At 39.9% G+C, this 17,707-nt stretch carries 17 protein-coding genes and 1 pseudogene; 11 read left to right on the top strand and 7 right to left on the bottom strand.

The features are described from left to right. Positions 1-48 precede the first annotated feature (48 nt). A complete protein-coding gene (locus MTN96_RS08115) occupies positions 49-1,251 on the bottom strand; it encodes an MFS transporter (RefSeq protein ID WP_004587418.1) in 1,203 nt (400 codons plus the stop codon). Positions 1,252-1,621: 370 nt separating this feature from the next. On the opposite strand from MTN96_RS08115, the pseudogene MTN96_RS37280 reads away from it, so the two are divergent. From MTN96_RS37280 to MTN96_RS08100, 3 genes and pseudogenes are all read left to right on the top strand, one after another. Continuing rightward, positions 1,622-2,392, top strand: a pseudogene (locus MTN96_RS37280) (PAS domain-containing protein); the annotation flags it as partial. A gap of 48 nt (positions 2,393-2,440) precedes the next feature. Further along, the gene (locus MTN96_RS37275) at positions 2,441-2,923 is read left to right on the top strand and encodes a methyl-accepting chemotaxis protein (RefSeq protein ID WP_232510987.1); all 483 of its coding nucleotides are present in this window, start codon (positions 2,441-2,443) and stop codon (positions 2,921-2,923) included. A 98-nt stretch (positions 2,924-3,021) separates the two neighbouring features. Further along, positions 3,022-5,151: a TonB-dependent siderophore receptor gene (locus tag MTN96_RS08100; RefSeq protein ID WP_248531155.1), complete on the top strand. Its 2,130-nt coding sequence runs from the start codon at positions 3,022-3,024 to the stop codon at positions 5,149-5,151. 42 nt (positions 5,152-5,193) lie between these two features. On the opposite strand, the gene MTN96_RS08095 is transcribed toward MTN96_RS08100, so the two are convergent. Continuing rightward, complete coding sequence (locus MTN96_RS08095) at positions 5,194-5,367, bottom strand: DUF2986 domain-containing protein (RefSeq protein WP_085065494.1); 174 nt, start codon at positions 5,365-5,367, stop codon at positions 5,194-5,196. A 215-nt stretch (positions 5,368-5,582) separates the two neighbouring features. On the opposite strand from MTN96_RS08095, the gene MTN96_RS08090 reads away from it, so the two are divergent. Beyond that, a complete protein-coding gene (locus MTN96_RS08090; protein WP_248531154.1) occupies positions 5,583-7,070 on the top strand; it encodes a dipeptidase in 1,488 nt (495 codons plus the stop codon). A gap of 74 nt (positions 7,071-7,144) precedes the next feature. On the opposite strand, the gene MTN96_RS08085 is transcribed toward MTN96_RS08090, so the two are convergent. Beyond that, on the bottom strand, positions 7,145-7,930 hold the full coding sequence (locus MTN96_RS08085) for a putative porin (protein ID WP_055252978.1): 786 nt from the start codon (positions 7,928-7,930) through the stop codon (positions 7,145-7,147). Positions 7,931-8,169: 239 nt separating this feature from the next. Here MTN96_RS08085 and MTN96_RS08080 point away from each other — a divergent pair, with 239 nt between their 5' ends. Then, positions 8,170-8,358 (top strand): 2TM domain-containing protein, encoded by a 189-nt coding sequence (locus MTN96_RS08080; RefSeq protein WP_024034257.1) that lies wholly within the window; start codon positions 8,170-8,172, stop codon positions 8,356-8,358. A gap of 58 nt (positions 8,359-8,416) precedes the next feature. Here MTN96_RS08080 and MTN96_RS08075 read toward each other — a convergent pair whose 3' ends face one another. The 3 genes from MTN96_RS08075 to MTN96_RS08065 form a co-directional block, all read right to left on the bottom strand. Continuing rightward, a complete protein-coding gene (locus MTN96_RS08075; protein ID WP_029773410.1) occupies positions 8,417-8,854 on the bottom strand; it encodes an OsmC family protein in 438 nt (145 codons plus the stop codon). A 146-nt stretch (positions 8,855-9,000) separates the two neighbouring features. Then, positions 9,001-9,138, bottom strand: a complete 138-nt coding sequence (locus MTN96_RS08070) for a DUF2256 domain-containing protein (protein ID WP_248531153.1) — start codon at positions 9,136-9,138, stop codon at positions 9,001-9,003. A 1-nt stretch (position 9,139) separates the two neighbouring features. Continuing rightward, positions 9,140-10,642, bottom strand: coding sequence for a cryptochrome/deoxyribodipyrimidine photo-lyase family protein (locus tag MTN96_RS08065; protein WP_248531152.1), 1,503 nt, complete (start codon positions 10,640-10,642; stop codon positions 9,140-9,142). A gap of 84 nt (positions 10,643-10,726) precedes the next feature. On the opposite strand from MTN96_RS08065, the gene MTN96_RS08060 reads away from it, so the two are divergent. The 4 genes from MTN96_RS08060 to MTN96_RS08045 all read left to right on the top strand — a co-directional run bounded on the left by MTN96_RS08060 (position 10,727) and on the right by MTN96_RS08045 (position 15,736). Next, positions 10,727-11,335 (top strand): flavin reductase family protein, encoded by a 609-nt coding sequence (locus MTN96_RS08060; RefSeq protein WP_248531151.1) that lies wholly within the window; start codon positions 10,727-10,729, stop codon positions 11,333-11,335. Between the two features lie 71 nt (positions 11,336-11,406). Then, positions 11,407-13,335, top strand: coding sequence for a prolyl oligopeptidase family serine peptidase (locus tag MTN96_RS08055; protein ID WP_248462578.1), 1,929 nt, complete (start codon positions 11,407-11,409; stop codon positions 13,333-13,335). A gap of 262 nt (positions 13,336-13,597) precedes the next feature. Next, positions 13,598-15,052 (top strand): ATP-binding protein, encoded by a 1,455-nt coding sequence (locus MTN96_RS08050; protein ID WP_248531150.1) that lies wholly within the window; start codon positions 13,598-13,600, stop codon positions 15,050-15,052. Positions 15,053-15,061: 9 nt separating this feature from the next. Then, on the top strand, positions 15,062-15,736 hold the full coding sequence (locus tag MTN96_RS08045; protein WP_121637146.1) for a response regulator: 675 nt from the start codon (positions 15,062-15,064) through the stop codon (positions 15,734-15,736). Between the two features lie 18 nt (positions 15,737-15,754). Here the strand turns inward: MTN96_RS08045 and MTN96_RS08040 are convergent, their stop codons facing one another. Continuing rightward, a complete protein-coding gene (locus MTN96_RS08040) occupies positions 15,755-16,609 on the bottom strand; it encodes a PA4780 family RIO1-like protein kinase (protein ID WP_024034251.1) in 855 nt (284 codons plus the stop codon). Positions 16,610-16,863: 254 nt separating this feature from the next. Here MTN96_RS08040 and MTN96_RS08035 point away from each other — a divergent pair, with 254 nt between their 5' ends. Together MTN96_RS08035 and MTN96_RS08030 are read left to right on the top strand one after the other, a co-directional pair. Then, the gene (locus tag MTN96_RS08035; RefSeq protein WP_248531149.1) at positions 16,864-17,139 is read left to right on the top strand and encodes an EF-hand domain-containing protein; all 276 of its coding nucleotides are present in this window, start codon (positions 16,864-16,866) and stop codon (positions 17,137-17,139) included. Positions 17,140-17,150: 11 nt separating this feature from the next. Beyond that, on the top strand, positions 17,151-17,603 hold the full coding sequence (locus MTN96_RS08030; protein WP_248531148.1) for a hypothetical protein: 453 nt from the start codon (positions 17,151-17,153) through the stop codon (positions 17,601-17,603). Positions 17,604-17,707: the final 104 nt, after the last annotated feature.

Raw genomic sequence — 17,707 nt, 5'->3', positions numbered from 1 at the left:
GTTAAAGTAAAAGAGCGGCTAATTGTATTAGCCGCTCTTTTTATATGCTTAACACGTTTGTGCTGCGGGTTGTTGTTTATTAAGTTGCAAGTAGCTTAAAAACCACATTACTAAGCCGCCTAAAAACAACGCTGCTGCGACATAACCTGTTTGGTTAGGCGCTGCACCTTGTGCAATAACAGCCCCGCCAACCCAAGGGCCGATAGCATTTGCGGTGTTAAATGCGCATTGTACTAATGCACCAATCATTGCATGGCCCTCTGGGGCTACATCCATTAATAAAGATTGAATAAGCGTTGCCAAACCCACACTGCAACCAATAAAAAATATAACCGCATACAGCATCCAAATATTGTAACTTGCGCTAACGTAGGCAATTGCAAATACGATGGTGCACACCAGTGCAAGGCCTGTGGTTTTAATGGCCGATTTATCGGCCGCTTTGCCTAATATGTAATTACCTAACGTACAACCAATACCAAACATCACCATAGCGATAGAAATAGTGTAAGGGGCTGTTTTAGTTACATCTAAAATTGTATCGGCAATGTATGTATAAATACAAAACACGCCGCCAAAGCCAATAATAACAATACCTAAAATAGACCACACTAGTTTATTTTTAAGTACGCCAAACTCGTTAAGTAAGTTAGATGGCTTAGCGTTATCGATATTTGGCACTACTTTGTATACAAATATAAACGCAATAAACGCTAAAACCGCAGCGCCACCTAAGCAATAACGCCAGCTTAGGTTTTGCCCCACCAAGGTAACAATAGGCACGCCTACGATGGTTGCAATGGTTAAGCCCATAAATACTTTTGACATAAAGCTTGCGCGTTTACCCGAAGGGGCAATATCGGAGGCAAGCAAAATAGCGGCACCAAAGTAAGCGCCGTGAGGTAAGCCACTTAAAAAGCGAAAAATAACGAGCTGCTCTAATGAGGTTGCTAATGCACTCAAACCATTAGAAATACACATTAGGCTTAAAAAAATCAGCAAAGCTTTGCGTTTTCGCATATTGGCCGTTGTAAGCATTAATACCGGCGCGCCTACCACAACACCAATAGCATAGGCGCTAATTGCATAGCCACTTTGCGAAGGGGTTGAGCCAAACGTTTCACTGATCAGCGGCAGCATAGGCATCATTGAAAATTCTGATAATCCTAAAATAAACGTACCTAGTGCTAACACTAATAAAATAGCAGCTTTATTTAACTGATTAGATGCCGACGCAACATCTGCACTCATAGAAGATCCTTTAACTTTGATTTTAAAAATAGTGAATAGCCACACATTAACTGTGTGGAGAGTAAACATATACTAGGTGTGGAGTGTGTCAGTGAGATGGCTATTTTAAGTTAAAAAGTGTACTACGTCATGTATAAAAAATAGTATTTTTGGCTTGTTTTACTTTTGTTAATTGCTATAAAGTGTTACTTATTAGATTAATTTATAAAAAGTTTTTACAAAGCAACTCACTAGCAAGCTTTTAATTGCTCGCAGAAAAACTAAAAAACACCTATATTTACAAAGTTATTACATTTATTGCTAGCTTACATATTATTTTTATATTTGTTTGTTATTGTCATCCTATTATTATTCCCTAAAGGTTTAACACATGTTTGGTCTACGAAAAGATAACGCCAAAGTTGAAGAATTGGAACATCAACTCAATGAAAGTAAATCAGTACTATCCGCTATTTATAACCATGTAGCGTATATTGAATTTACACCCGAGGGAAAAATTTTAGACGCTAATGAGCTTTTTTTAGATACCGTAGGCTACAAAAGAGAAGAGGTAATAGGCAAGCACCACCGGATTTTTTGCGATTCAGACTACGCTAAGTCGAGTGAGTACAGCCAATTTTGGCAAGCGCTGCAAGGGGCAAACTCAACAAGTGGTACCTTTATGCGCTTTAACGCTAATGGCGAAAAGCTATGGCTAGAGGCTACTTATTTTCCTGTTGAAGTAAACGGGGTGGTTACTAAGGTTATTAAAATAGCGTCGGATATTACAAAAAATTATGTACAGCGAAAATCTCAAGAAGCGCTCACCGAAGCGCTTGATAAGGCGCTGGCTACAATAGAATTTAACCCCGATGGCACCATAATTAAAGCAAATCAAAACTTTTTATCTACGGTGGGTTATTCACTTGCAGAAATTGTTGGCAAACATCACAAAATGTTTTGTACTGACTCTTTTTATCAAAATAACCCTCGGTTTTGGGAAGAGTTAAGCGATGGGCAGTTTAAGTCGGGTAAGTTTAAACGCATAACCTCTGATGGCTCGCAAATATGGCTAGAGGCAACTTACAACCCAATTTTAGATAATAAAGGCAAAGTGACAAAAATAGTGAAGTTTGCCTCTAATATTACCGATCGCATAAAAGACAACGAAGCCGTTAGTGAGGCTGCACAAATTGCCTATGAATCGGCGGTGTCGAGTGCGCAAACGGCTAAAAGGGGCTCAGATATATTACATGATGCAATTGCAAACTCAGATGCAATTGTAAGCCAAGTACTTAAATCGGTTGATTTAATTAAAAACCTGAATGAGCAATCAGCAGTTATCGGCTCTATTGTGTCGACCATAAGTAGTATTGCCGATCAAACTAATTTATTGGCATTAAATGCAGCCATTGAAGCCGCCCGAGCGGGCGAGTACGGGCGAGGTTTTGCCGTGGTAGCCGATGAAGTTAGGCAGCTTGCAGCAAGCACCAGCAGTTCAACCAACGAAATAGCAACCGTAGTTAAAAACAACCAAGAGCTGACTAACGATATTTCAAAGCAAATCACCTCCGTCTCTGATTCGTCAGAGCAAGGCCGAGAGTTAATAGCGAAAGTCTCAGAAGTAATTCAAGAAATAGAACGCGGCGCAGATGCTGTTTCTGCTACAGTGTCTAAACTTAACGCGAGTTAAGTGGCAGTAAGTTCTCAAAGTGCGACATTTTGTCGCGCTCTAAACTTGTAACTACATTATATAATTTATGCCATATATAACAGTGGCATAAATTATAAATGGCTCATATTCAACATATCCAACACACTTATTTATTCTCTCCTTTAGCACTTTTATTAACTGGCCTTTTATCTCCTGCAGTATTTGCAGATGATAACACTTTAGAAATTATTGAAGTGCATGGGCAGGTATACAATAAGCACTTATCGCTTGGTTCGTCAGAGGCAATGCTTAGTCATTTAGGTGTTGATTTTTCGGCTGCGGGCGGGGTGTCTAACTTACCTATTTTAAATGGTTTAATGGGCGATAGAGTAAAAGTACTGGTTGATGGCGCAGAGGTTACTGCAGCGTGCGCTAATCAGATGAACCCGCCTCTTTCTTACGTATCAGCTAATCAAGTAACGGCTTACAATGTAGTTGCTGGTGTTTCGCCAGTGAGTGCTGGTGGCGATAACATTGCAGGTGTAATAAGCGTTAACTCAATTTCACCACAATACAGCGAAAGTAGTGAGCTAGCATGGCATTCAGGCTATGTCTCGGCTAAGTACAGCAGTGTTGATAACGGTCAAAAACTAGGTGTGGGAGCACGTTTAGCAAGCGATACTGTGAGCCTTAATTACCAAGGCTCGTTTAGCGATGCCAACAGCTACGAAGATGGAAAGGGTAATGTGGTACTTGATACATTATATCGGGCTCAAAACCACAGCCTAACTGGCGCGATACGTGACGATAAACAGCAATTTGTGATAAAGCTTACGCATCAAAAAATACCGTATCAGGGTTTTGCTAATCAGTACATGGATATGACTGATAACACCAGTTATGGCGCTATTGCCCAATATAAGCGCAGTTTTGAAAACAGCGAGCTACAAGGACAAGTTAATTGGCACAGCGTTAAACACGAAATGGGTTTTTTTAGTAAGGAAAAAACCGGCATGATGCCCATGAAAACAGATGCAAAAGATATAAGCACACAGCTTAAATGGCGCCTTACAATTGATCAAAATAGCTCATTACTACTTGGACAAGAATATTATAATTACCGCATTGATGATTGGTGGCCGGCGATTGAAGGCTCAACCATGATGGGGCCAAATGATTATATAAATATTAATAACGGTAAGCGTGAGCGTATTGCCTTATTTGCAGAATATGCAAGCCAAATCAATAATAAGCTCTGGTTAAATACGGGTATAAGGGTTGAGCGTGTTAATACACAGGTTGATGAAGTACAAGCCTATAACGATGGCATGATGAATACGGGCAGTATGAGCGCAATGACAACTGCCAATAATGCGCTAGCTGCCAATAACTTCAACAATGCAGATAGAGACAAAACCGACACCTTAGTTGATGTAAATGTATTAGCTAATTATCAAATTACACTTTATGACGAGCTGCAATTAGGCCTGGCCCGCAAAAACAGAGCCCCTAATTTATATGAGCGTTACAGTTGGGGTGTAAGTAATATGGCAAGCACTATGATTGGCTGGTACGGCGACGCTAATGGTTATATTGGTAACCCAAACCTCAAAGCCGAAACCGCTCATACCATCAGTGCAACGTATTCAAAAACAGCAAAAAATGATGCGTGGCGGGTAAGTGCTAATATGTGGTACACCGATGTAACTGACTACATTGATGCAGATATTGTACGTAGTTTTAATAGTTATGGATTAGCAAATACAACACGTAACATTTTAAGCTTTACTAATGTTGACGCCACACTTTATGGCGCAAAGCTTGATATAAGTAAGGCACTTTATCAATCAAGACAGTTTGGCGAATGGGTATTAACAGCAAACGTTACAAGTACCCGTGGTAAGCGCGACGATACTAACCAGCCGCTATATCAAATTAAGCCATTGCATACAGCGCTCTCATTAAGCCAGCAAATAGGATTATTTGAAAATGCGCTGTCGTGGGAGTGGGTGGATACAAAATCACGCGTTGATGTTAACCGCTTAGAAAACCAAACCGTTAGTTACAGCTTAGTTAATATAAGCTCTAAAGCTTCTTTTGATGCGCTTACGCTGGGTATTGAGGTGGTAAACTTATTTGATACGTTTTATCAATTACCCCTAGGCGGGGTAAGTATTGCAGCGCTTAAGCAAGGTAACAGCACGGGGTTTACTCAATTAGCTGGGCAAGGGCGCTCATTTAATATAAGTGCCAGTTACGCATTTTAAACCCATATAAAGCGTTGAGAATATGCTGCTTGGCGCTTTAGTTTAATCAGGTGTTGGCGTAACTTGCTCGGCGTTGGTTGTTTGCTGCGCCTCTAAAGCTAGTTTTTCACGCTCTGCTTTTGATACATACGCCGGTTTATTACTTTTATGCAATTTAGCATTAGCACGTTTATCTTTTTTCTGAAATTTGGTGACAATTTTTTTGCGGCGGTTCATTAGTACTAATACTCTGATTAATTAAGGTCGCGCATTATACAACCAATGCAATGTAAGCCGCTATCTAAATTTAAAGCGCGATTGTTGTAACTCTGCCGCAAAGGTCTATTTAATACTATTGCTTGGCGGTATAATTTAGCATTAATACCAATTTAATTATTTAAGCGATTTATTATTGCGCATTGGTAGTAATGATTCATACAAAAGGATACGTTTTGAAAAAGTTAGCTTTGCTTTGCAGTGCTTTATTTGCTTTTAGCGCACATGCACAATTACATACAAATATTGATAGTGTTGCCGATTACGCTGTGGATACTTATCAACAATCACAAATTCACACGTTAACTAATTTAGTGGCTTTTCCTACGGTAAATAAAGAGTCGATACCCGCGCCACAAAATCCTGACTTTATTAATTTTAAATCTGTATTAAAAATGAAAGCGGCAGAGCTTGGGTTTGATTACCAAGACCTAGGCTACACCGTGCTTATAGGCATGGGAGATCAAAGCGAAAAGGTTACCGTTGTAACCCACGGAGACGTACAACCTGCCAATGCCAGTAAGTGGAAGCAAAGCCCATTTATTATTGATACCTCAGAGCCTGGCAAATTAGTCGGGCGAGGCACAGAAGACGACAAAGGCGCAATAGCCACCGCACTATACGCCATGAAAGCGATTAAAGATAAAGGCATAGAGCTTAATAACCGCATAGAGCTGATGATTTACCTAGCTGAGGAATCTGACTGGGGCCCGCTTACTGAATTTATGAAAACCTACGAGCAGCCAAAATACGCCGTAACCATTGATGCATCATACCCAGTTGTAGTTGCCGAGAAAGGCTGGAGCTTAATTGCTCCTACCTTTAATGCTACCTCAAAACAAACCGGTATGTATGTGAGTGATTTAGCGGGTGGCGCGTTTAAAAGCCAAATACCAGAAGATGCAAGCTTAGTGCTGCATAACGCAAGCGCTGTAGTTATTAACTCATTAAAAGCTAAAGCTAAAACACTTAGTGAAGTTGAGTTTAACTTTGAAGAGCAAGCTGAAGGCTTAAAAATAACTGTAAAAGGGATGTCTGCGCACTCATCAGAGCCAGAGTCGGGCGTTAATGCTATTGCACACCTGAGCGAGCTATTTAAAAACGTAGCACTTGAAAATAATAGCGATGGCCAGCTTATAAAATTTGTAAATCAATTAATTGGTTTAGATATTCATGGTAAGCAATTTGGTAATATTGCCTACGAGCATGAATTCATGGGCCCAATGAGCGTTGCCCCTACCGTAATTGAACGCGATGGTAACGCGCTAACGTTAGCCATTAACGCACGCCGCCCAGTTGGTAAAGATGAAAACCTACTTAAAACGCAAATAAACAGCGCGATTAAGGAATGGGAAACTGCAAATAACGTAACGCTTACTAATGTCGAGACCATTATTGGTACACCTATGCTGTTAGATAACGCACCGCACGCACAAAGGCTGCTCGATATTTTTAAACATTTTACAGGTGACGAACAAGCTGACTTTGTATCAATAGGTGGCGGCACTAACGCAAAGCTATTTGATAATGCAGTATCGTTTGGCCCTTCAATGCCAGGCAAACGTTATACCGGCCACTCAGAGCATGAATTTATTACGCTTGAGCAATTAGCGCTTAATTTACGTATGTATACCGCAATGATGATAGAGCTAGGTAATATGTAAGCTATAGCTGTTTTAATATAAAAGCCGCCTTGTTTAGCTGAAGTGAATCCAGCAAGGCGGCTTTTTTGTATTTACTAAAACTGAGCTACAAAACTGAGATTGTATATATCGTAGTCATCGTTATCGGTGTAATTAGCTGTAAAATAGTAGTTATCGTTAATAAAGTATTTACCTTCAACAACTAAATCTGAGTCGTATAAACCAACGCCTACTGCAACATGCTTATTAAAGTAATAATTTGCCAATACATTAAAAATTGAATCATCGCCAGCATCGAGATAGTCAGCATTTATAGTAAAGTAGCGTTCATCGTAAAGGTGAGCAAAGTAACGTGATGATAAGTCCCACGACTCTATTTCATCATCCGTCTCAACAGTAAAACCAATGTAGTCGGTGTCATTAATTTGGTGATTATATTGTGCTTTAAATAAATAAACTGTATCGCCATATTCGTAATCTACCATACGTGCAGATACTTTTAGCGAATCAGCAAATAAGTAACCTATGCCAAGTGAATAGGTATCAGTATCGCCAATATTAGGTAGCTCTATGGTTGCAAAAGCATTACCGTAAAAGCCTTCTCCAAAAATCCCTTTTCTACTAAAACCATCTGAATTAAAGTAATTTAAGCCTATATTACTATCTGTATCTAGGTAGCCATAATCATCCCACACTCCCGAGCTTTGTTGCTCTTCAAAGTAATAATGCGTAGATAATCCGTACACATTATCGCTGTAATAGCGTGAATCTATTTTTGCGTAGTTGATTGTATTAAACCATTGCTTTGATGCTGATTGTTCAGCGTTTACTGATGCTGTACAGCTAAGTGCAAGCAAAGAGAGTGGCATTAAGTAGCGCATAAGTATCCTTTCTTATTAATTAAAGAGGTGTATCTAGAAAAGGTATTATATTAAATACTCTTTAAAATACATTTAAATAATTGTAAGTAACTGTATGTTTGTATAAGTATTTGTAGAGATGCGCTTGAAGGGGCTGCTATAAATTTATGACTAATGTCATATTAACTGATGACAAATAGCACCTTTCAGGCTTAAAAATTAAGGCAATAATAACCTTACATTTTAAGAGGAGAGCAAACATGAATACACCAGCATTTTTTGATAATTTAAAACGTTACTTTGTGGCTTTGGTATTTTTGACCGCGATAAACTTAATTACATCGCCAAATAATTTATGGGTAGTGTGGCCTGCTTTAGGGATGGGTATAGCACTGCTAAATGAGTTATTAAACTCAAATAACTCAAAAAGGGTTAGGGATGAGTGTTAAGCCAAGTAACAGGTTACCTGGCTTAACGCGTAAAACCGTAAGGTTTAAAAATTACGTTTTATGCGGTTGAGTCGAGCGTTGCGTTTAGGGAGATTTCGGTATTAAGTAGCTTTGAAATAGGGCAGCTTTTTTTAGTTTGCTCACACAATGCCTGAAATTGCTCGTTAGCAATATCTTTAATACGTGCGTTTACTTCAAGCGCTATATGGGTGACTGCAAAGCCGTCATCAACCTCATCAAGGCTTACGGTGGCTTTGGTATCAATTTTATCGGCTTTAAAACCGGCATCACCAAGTGCAAGCGAAAGCGCCATACTAAAGCAGGCACTGTGCGCAGCTCCCACTAATTCTTCTGGGTTGGAACCAGGCTCGTCTTCAAAGCGAGTATTAAAACCAAATGGTTGTTTATCAAGTGCGCCGCTTTGTGTAGAAATACTGCCTTTACCTGTTTTAATATCGCCTGACCAGGTTGAGTTTGCCGTTTTTTTAATCGTCATCATCTTCTCCTTGCGTTGCATGTAAGCTTTTCAGGCTGAGTAAGTGCTATTTACATAAAACACCTAAATACAGCCTTAAAAGCCGAGTTATTCATACCATTGCAAAATAGACGCCAGCTCACGCATAGCATAAAGGATTAATACCTTTACTTTTTATTACGTTTACAACGCTCTGAGCAGTAAATAACGTTATCCCAATCGCGCTGCCACTTTTTACGCCACGCAAAAGGCTTGTTGCAAACAGGGCACACTTTTTGTGGTAAGTGACTTTTTTTATGTGCCATATTAATTACTTTTTGCGGTGTTTTTGTGTGTGCGAGTAAGCCCTACATGCTTTTTTAATATATTAGGAATTGCACGTTTAACATCGGCGCGCTCGCGGTATTGCCATAAACGTTCGCGCGCTTGTTTGGAGGCTTGAGTTAAATCAAGCATTGGCTCGGGGTAGTCTTCACCAAGTTTAAAGTCGTTAAACAGCGCTTCCATTGGTGTTTGTTGCCAAGGCTCGTGTAAATATTCTATCGGCAGCTTTTCAAGTTCGGGGCACCATTTTTTAATAAAGGCGCCGGTTGGGTCTTGATCTTCAGATTGCTTAATTGGGTTGTAATGCCTAATGGTATTAATACCCGTAACTGAGGCCTGCATTTGTATTTGTGGGTAATGAATGCCAGGTTCAAAGTCTAAAAAGTAATTTGCCAAAGGTAAGCTTGCCTGCTGCCAGCTTATATTTAAATGATGCGTTACAAAGCTAACCAACATAGCGCGCATTCTAAAATTAATATAGCCCGTGGTTTTTAAACAGCGCATACAGGCATCAATAATGGGTATACCCGTTTGGCCTTGTGCCCAGCGTTCAATATCGTGTTGTACGTTGTCATCGTTTCTATATGGGAACTGATGATACCCCGCATTGAGCGCTTTAAATTCCATCGTACTCTCACTTTCAAATTTTTGCATAAAATGGCAGTGCCAATGCAAACGCGATACAAATGCAGCAAGCGGGCGCTTCCAGCCTTTTTTGCTTGGGTGTTTTGCATGGTATGCATCAATAGCCATTTGATAAACCTGTTTAAGGCTAATATTACCCCAAGCTAAATAAGGCGAAAGCCTAGAGCAATGAATACGGCTTAAGCTGGGGCTAGATATGCCTTTTTGATACCCCTTACCGCGCTCAGCAAAAAAGCTTTGCAATATTGTGTGCGCAGTTAAAGGCCCACCTACTTGAAAGTTGTCATCATTTTGCGTGTAGCTGTCGGGCAATTTAGGTGTTTGGTAGTTATTAAGTGTAATGGTTTTTATGTTTTTCCAATTAGGAATAGCAATAGGAGCCTGCATTGTTTGTTGCCAGCGTGCGTTCCAATTTTTACGGTTTTTTTTGCCACGAATAACGCCGCCCGTTTGTGACTCAAGCCAGTTAACTTTGTTAGCTTTACACCATGTAGCCACGGCTTTATCGCGTTCAAAGGTATTGTTTAAGCCAATTTCTTGATGGCTAAATATGTTTGCTATTTGGTATGTTTGATTAAGCGTGTTTAACAGTGTCAGCATGTTTTGGTTAAAAATATACAGCGTTGCTTTGTAGCGAGTTAGCTGCTGATTTATTTCGCCTATTGATTGATAAACAAAACGCCAATGGCGCGCATTATAATGTGCATCCTCAAGCATTAGTGGCTCAAAGTTGTATAGCAGTAACGTGGGTAAATCATCACTAAATGCATTTTTAAGTGGTTGATGGTCGCTAAGGCGTAAATCGCGTTTAAACCACACTATGTTTATTTTTTTGCGCATATTTAAAAAAGTGGCTGCAGTTATGAAATACTGTACGCAATACAGCGCTTTTACGATTTGCAGTACGACGTATAAAGGAAAATTATGTTTTTAGATTTAACGCAAAGCACGCAGCACAATGTTTACTCGTATTTAGTGGGGGGTATTAGCCCGCGTCCTATTGCTTGGGTAAGCACACTTAGTAAGGAGGGGATTGCTAATATTGCCCCTTACTCTTTTTTTACAGTGGCCAGCTGTAACCTGCCAGTGCTGAGCGTGACCCAAGTAAACCCACGCGAAAAAGCCAATAAAGACACGCTTTTAAACCTTCAAGCCACTAACAACTGCGTGGTTAATATTGTTAGTGAAGAGCTAGTAGAAAAAATGAATCAAAGCTGCGCTAATTATCCACATAATGTGAGTGAATTTGAGGCGGCAAATATTGAAACAATCGCCAGTACACACGTAACATCCCCAGGCGCCGCAGCGGCTAAAGTAAGATACGAGTGCACTTTAAGAGACGTTATTCAGATAAGCGACGAACCAGGTGGCGGCAAAGTTATGCTACTCAACGTGGTGGGGATTTATATTGACGATAACGTGTTAGTGAATGGCTATATAGATCCCACGCGATTAAACAGCGTAGGTAAAATGGGTGGAGACTACTTTAGCTCTACTAAAGATAAATTTGTACTAAAGCGGCCACAATTGTAAAATAACAGATTAACTTTATACACTTACTGTTAACTCATTAAGCGTTACTTATAAAAACAAATGGATATTGAATGTCTAAACTTTACCTCACTTTAGTATTTGCCCTACTTAGTTTTAGCTGCCTATCAGCCTCTGATAAAAAGCTACCCATAGAAGCGTTTGCAGGCTTAAAAAGCATAAGCCAAGTTAAGCTCTCACCAGATGGAAATAACATTGCGTATGTTAGAAACCTTGATGGCGATTTAGTTTTAATGGTGCAAAGCCTTACAACAGGCAAGGGCAAGCCGATTATTAAATCTGATAACCACACTGTATTTTTTGACTGGTTTAGTTGGGCAAATAATGATGTGTTGTTATTGGGCGCACGATACATTAAATATCAATTTGGTGGGGTTAAGTATGCGTCTACATTAATGTATTCGTATAATCTAAGTGATGATAAAGGAATAAAACTGGCTTTTAGAGCAAACAACACGCGTGATGAAAAGCAGCCTCAGTTTTCTGACCGAATTATTAGCTTTTTACCGGAGCAAGAAAATAAAATACTCGTGCAGGGCGACTTTAAAATTGCCAATACCCCTGCTGTGTATGAACTTGACCTAACTACCTTACGTAAAAAACAAATACAACGTGCTCGTGCAGATGTAACCAGTTGGTTTGCTGATAGACAAGGCAAGGTTCGTATTGCTAAAAAAATGGATGAAACACAATTCACTTACGAGCTGTACAACGAGCAAAATGAGTCGTGGCAAACACTATTTAGCTACGAAGTATTTAGTGAGCAAAGCATTTCGATACTTGGCTTTGATAAAGACCCTAACTTTTTATACATCACTGCGCTACATGAAGGGCGTGATGCATTATTTAAGCTTAATCTATCAACTAACAAACGTGAACTCATTTTTAGCGACGACAAGTACGATGTAGATGGCGATATTTTTTACTCCCGTAAAACTGGCGAAGTGGCAGGCTTTACGCATTCGCATTTAGAAGATGGTATTGCGTATTGGGATGAAGACTTAGACAAGCTACATCGCTCTTTACGAGCATCACTACCTAAAGATTCATTTGAAATGGATATTGTTAGCACCAGCGACGATCAGCAAAAATATGTACTGTATGTCAGCTCAGATAAAACATCAGGCGCCTACATGTTAGGTGACAGAAAGCGAGGTGATTTAACATTTTTTGCAGACGTTTACCCACACATTAACGAAAGCGTATACGCCGGTAAAGAGCACATTAGCTATAAAGCACGTGACGGGCTTATTATAGAAGGCTACTTAACGCTGCCTGTTGGCTATGAGAAAGGCGATAAGTTACCCACTATTATATTTCCACATGGTGGGCCTATGGCGCGAGACTATGCAGGCTTTGACTATTGGACTGCGCTACTGGCATATAATGGTTACGCCGTGTTACAGCCTAACTTTCGTGGCTCAAGTGGTTATGGTTATGACTTTTTAATGCAGTCGATCCAAGGTTTTGGTTTAGCCATGCAAGATGACTTACAAGATGGAGCTAACTGGTTAATAGACCAAGGGATTGCTCAGGCTGATAAAATTTGTATTGGTGGTGCAAGCTACGGTGGATATGCCGCCTTAATGGCTGTTATTAAACACCCTGAAACATTTAAATGTGCGGCAAGTTTTGCAGGGGTAACTGACCTTGAGCATATTGTGAGTAAAGCCCGCCACTTTACAAACAAAGACATAGTACGAAAACAGTTTGGAACAAATAGCGATAAGTTAGAGGCCAATTCGCCGGTCAATTTTGCTAAATCAATCAACAAACCTGTTTTACTTGTGCATGGTAGCGACGACAGTGTTGTCCCTATTTACCATAGTAGAGAAATGGAAGATGAACTAGATGACGAAGATAAAGATGTTACTTACATTGAGCTAGAAGATGGCGATCATTACTTGTCCTATCAGCCGCATAGAATTAAAACGTTACAAGCGTTTCTCGATTTTTTTGATAAGCATTTAAAAAACGATTAATAACAAAGGCGACTTAGGTCGCCTTTTTTGAGCGTAATTTTTCATATAATGCACATTGTTTGCACTTTTACTTGTTAACGTTATACGTTGTTGTTAAAGGCGCTATTTATAAGTCGCTATAATAGAACACGCAATTAATACAATTGTTATTACAGACTATTCTTTAAAGGGCTTAGAGCTTTTAAAAATACGTTTTAGCAGTAAAAAAATACGCAATAAATAACAGCTCAAATGCTTTTAGAGTCAGGTTTATAAAAAATAAATGAAAATTCATAACAAACTTTTTTTAATATTATTTAGCTTCACCTTTAGCATTATTGCAGGGCTAGTTGTGCTTATTCAGTACAGTATTGGCCAAGGTATTATTGATTTTGTAAACGCCAAAGAAGTAAAAGCATTAGAGCCATTAGCGGTACAGCTGGCTAATAAATACGCGCAAACTCCCTCGTGGGATAAAATTATAGGTAACGATCAGCGCTTTTTAAGGTTGGTTGAATCGCAATTGCAATCAAGCCAGTTTTTACCTAGTTTACGCGATATGCCACAGCGCCCAGAAATTCGCGGTGAACGCAGACCCAGACCCCCACAGCATATGGCGCAACGAGATCGACGCCCACCGCCCGAGCATGCCGCGCACTATGCACTACTGGATGAAAACCAGCAGCGTATTTTTGGTAAATTATTTGAGGATTTAAAGTACATTAAAACGCCCATAGAGCTTGAAGGTAAAACAATTGCTTACCTTGCTGTTTCAAAAAGAAAAAGCCTAGCAGATGGGTACGAGCTGGATTTTTTAAAGCAACAAACTAACTATTTATGGCTTATTGCGTTAACCGCAGGGCTACTTACCTTAATGTTGTCTTTTTTACTGGCAAGGCATTTAGTTGGCCCTGTAAAGCAAATAGCCAGTGGTATGCATAAGCTAACCAAAGGGCAGTACAGCACCAAACTTTTATTAGATAGAAAAGACGAGCTGGGCCAGCTTAGTGAAGATTTTAATACCTTGGCCTTTACGCTCGCTAAAGATGAGCAAGTACGTAAACGCTGGTTAGCTAATATTTCTCATGAACTAAGAACGCCAATGAGCATTTTACTCGGTGAGCTCGAAGCTATGCTGCTTGGAATACGTGAACCAAATAATAAAAATATAAGTTCTGCTAACGATGAAGCGCTGCATTTAAAACGCTTGATTGACGACCTACACATGCTAAACAGCGCAGAGCTAGGTGGCATGCATTACACCATGCAACCTACCGACGTAGGCTTTTTACTTAACTCCATAGAGCAAAAGTATCACGTTATTTTTGAGCAGCATGCTATTAATTTTTACCTTCTTAATAGTGCTAACAACACCACAGTAAACGCAGATAAAACACGTATACTGCAATTGCTAGATAATATATTAATGAATGCGGTGCATTACGCCCAGTGCTCAACTATTTCTTTAAGTGCCAATAACGTAAATATTAAAGGCCAAGCCTATTTAGAGCTTATAATAGAGGACAACGGGATAGGCGTTGAGCAAACGCATTTATCGCACTTGTTTGAATATTTATACCGTGTAGACAGCTCTCGCAATCGCCAAGAGGGTGGCTCTGGTTTAGGCTTGTCTATTTGTCAGCATATAGTTAAAGGTCATAATGGCCAAATATCAGCCGAAAAAGCCAGTATTGGCGGGCTTGGCATTGTTATTAAATTACCCTTATTAGTTCAGTAGAGGATAAATATGAGTGAGCAAATACTCATTGTTGAAGATGAAATAAAACTTGCCAATTTAATGAGCGACTTTTTAACAAGTCATCATTATCAAACGCACCTTATTCATCATGGTGATGAAGTACTTAGCTGGCTTGAAAGTAATAAGCCAAGTGTTATTTTATTAGATATTATGTTGCCAGGGCAAAGCGGTATAGAACTGTGCAAAGCGATAAGAAAGTTCTCTAATGTGCCCATTATTATGGTTTCGGCAAAGGTGGAGGAGATTGACCGGTTACTCGGACTTGAACTGGGCGCCGATGACTATATTTGTAAACCGTTTAGTTATGCTGAGCTGGTGGCGCGAGTAAAAGCAATTTTAAGGCGTGTGAATACCACAAAAGAGCCGATAAATAATGCCATGACACTGGATGAAAGTACTTACAGTGTAAACTATAAAAATAGCAGTATAGAACTAACTAATTTTGAATTTCAGCTATTTAAGCCTTTGTATTCAAACCCTAACAGAATCTATTCACGCGATAGCTTAATGGACACCATGTACGCAGACCAACGTATAGTTAGCCACCGCACTATAGACAGCCACATAAAAAAGTTACGTAAAAAGCTTGATGAAGTAACGCAAACCGACAGCGTTATTCAGTCGGTTTACGGTGTGGGCTATCGGTTTGTTCACCCTCAATAGCTAAACGTGAGCGCAGCTTTACTCATCGTCAGCGTTTTTAATACGCTCTAAACGGTCGAACTCTTCGTATTCGGCCGCTTGTATTTCATCGAGTACCGCATCTACGTCTGCAGATTCGTTACTGTCTTCAAATTCTCCGCTGAGCACAGTGTTTGGCGTTAAGCTGGCCTCTTCAAACAGTGCCCACATTTCTTTAGCGTAATGAGTGTTTAATAGGCTAGGTGCAAACTGCGCATAATAACGACGTATGTTGTTTACATCGCGCGTAAACATTGCTTGCGCACTGTTATTGGCTGCGGCGTTTACAGCTTGTGGAAGGTCAATAATTACAGGCCCTTTACTATCAACAAGTACGTTAAATTCTGATAAGTCACCGTGGATAATACCCGCGCACAGCATTAATTTAATATAATGAACCATCATACTGTACTGCTCAATAGCGTCTTGCTGTGTAAGGGTCACATGCCCTAACTGTGGAGCAACATCTCCGTCTTCATCGCACACAAGCTCCATTAACAACACACCATCAATACAGTAATAAGTATCAGGAACTCTGACGCCAGCGCGTGATAAACGTGAAAGCGCGTCTACTTCTGCATTTTGCCAAATTTCTTCTTCTAGTTGTCGCCCATAACTAGAGCGTTTACCCATGGCGCGGGCTTGGCGTCCGCCTCTTACTTTTCGGCCTTCTTGATACTGAGCTGCCTTTTTAAAGCTGCGTTTAACGGCATCTTTGTAGACTTTAGCACAGCGAATTTCGCCACCGCTGCGCACCACAAATACATCCGCTTCTTTACCGCTCATTAAGCGGCTTATCACTTCATCAATTAGGCCATCATCAACGAGTGGCTGGAGGCGTTTAGGTATTTTCACTGCGATACAACTAGAAAAATTGGAAGATTAAACATGTATGTTAATAAGTCCTTAGTATGTTAGCTCTCAAAACAGGTGTTGAAAGTGGTTTTAAGTAATTAGTTATCACAATAACCGAAATACCGAATAAGGTAAAAATAACATGATAAAAATCGGATTTATTTTTATTTCCTTATTGTTTGCACAATGTTTGCATTTTTTAAGCGTACTTTATATTCATACCCTTTATTAATATTTAACCCAAGGTGACCACGATGAAGCATTTTTCTACTTTTGCCGTTGCTGCATTATTATCAATGGCTTTTTCAGCCAATGTTGCAGCCAGAGGCGGTGATAACCCACCACCTAAACCTGACTTTTCAAGCATAGATGCAGATAGTGACGGTGTGATTAGCCTTGCAGAATTTAGCGAAAGTGCGCCACCGCAAGGCGATGCGCAAACTATTTTTGACGAAATAGATGCCGATGGGAATGGCGAAATTAGCGAACAAGAGTTAAGTGAACACAAGCCACCACGCCGCTCACGTTAAGGGAGAAAAATATGATCAACAGTATTGGTAGTTCAGCGAGTTTTATGACTCAACAATCTAGCCAAGTAAGCGCTTTAACTTCAGAGCAAACTGAGTTTGTTAAAGAAACACTTGCAGAATTTGATGCACAAAACCTAAGCACGGAAGATGCGCAAAGTATTCAAGCTGCATTTGAAGAGCAGGGGATTTCACCTACAAAAGAGTTGGCTGATTTAATGAGCGAACTTGATTTTGACGCTAAAAGTATTGGCGATGCAGGACGCCCTGAAGGGCTGCGCCCGCCACCGCCGCCGCAAAACTCGCTAGAATCTGTTGATACTGACGAAGTGGTTAGCTACTTAGATGAGTTATTAACTGAGTATTCAAGCCAGCTATCTGATGAAGATAAAGAATCAATTCTTTCATCGGTACAAGAAAAATTTGGTTTAAGTGAAGGTGATTCACTGCTAAATGTAACTGCTTAGGTGTTATAACTTGAGGTAAAGCTGACTGTTTATCCTTAGGTCTTAAGTCCAAAGCCCGGCAATTATTTTGTTGGGCTTTTTTATTATACCAATTCGCTTGATTG

It is taken from the genome of Pseudoalteromonas sp. 2CM28B (assembly GCF_023161935.1).
This window is presented reverse-complemented; position numbering and strand designations above follow the sequence as displayed.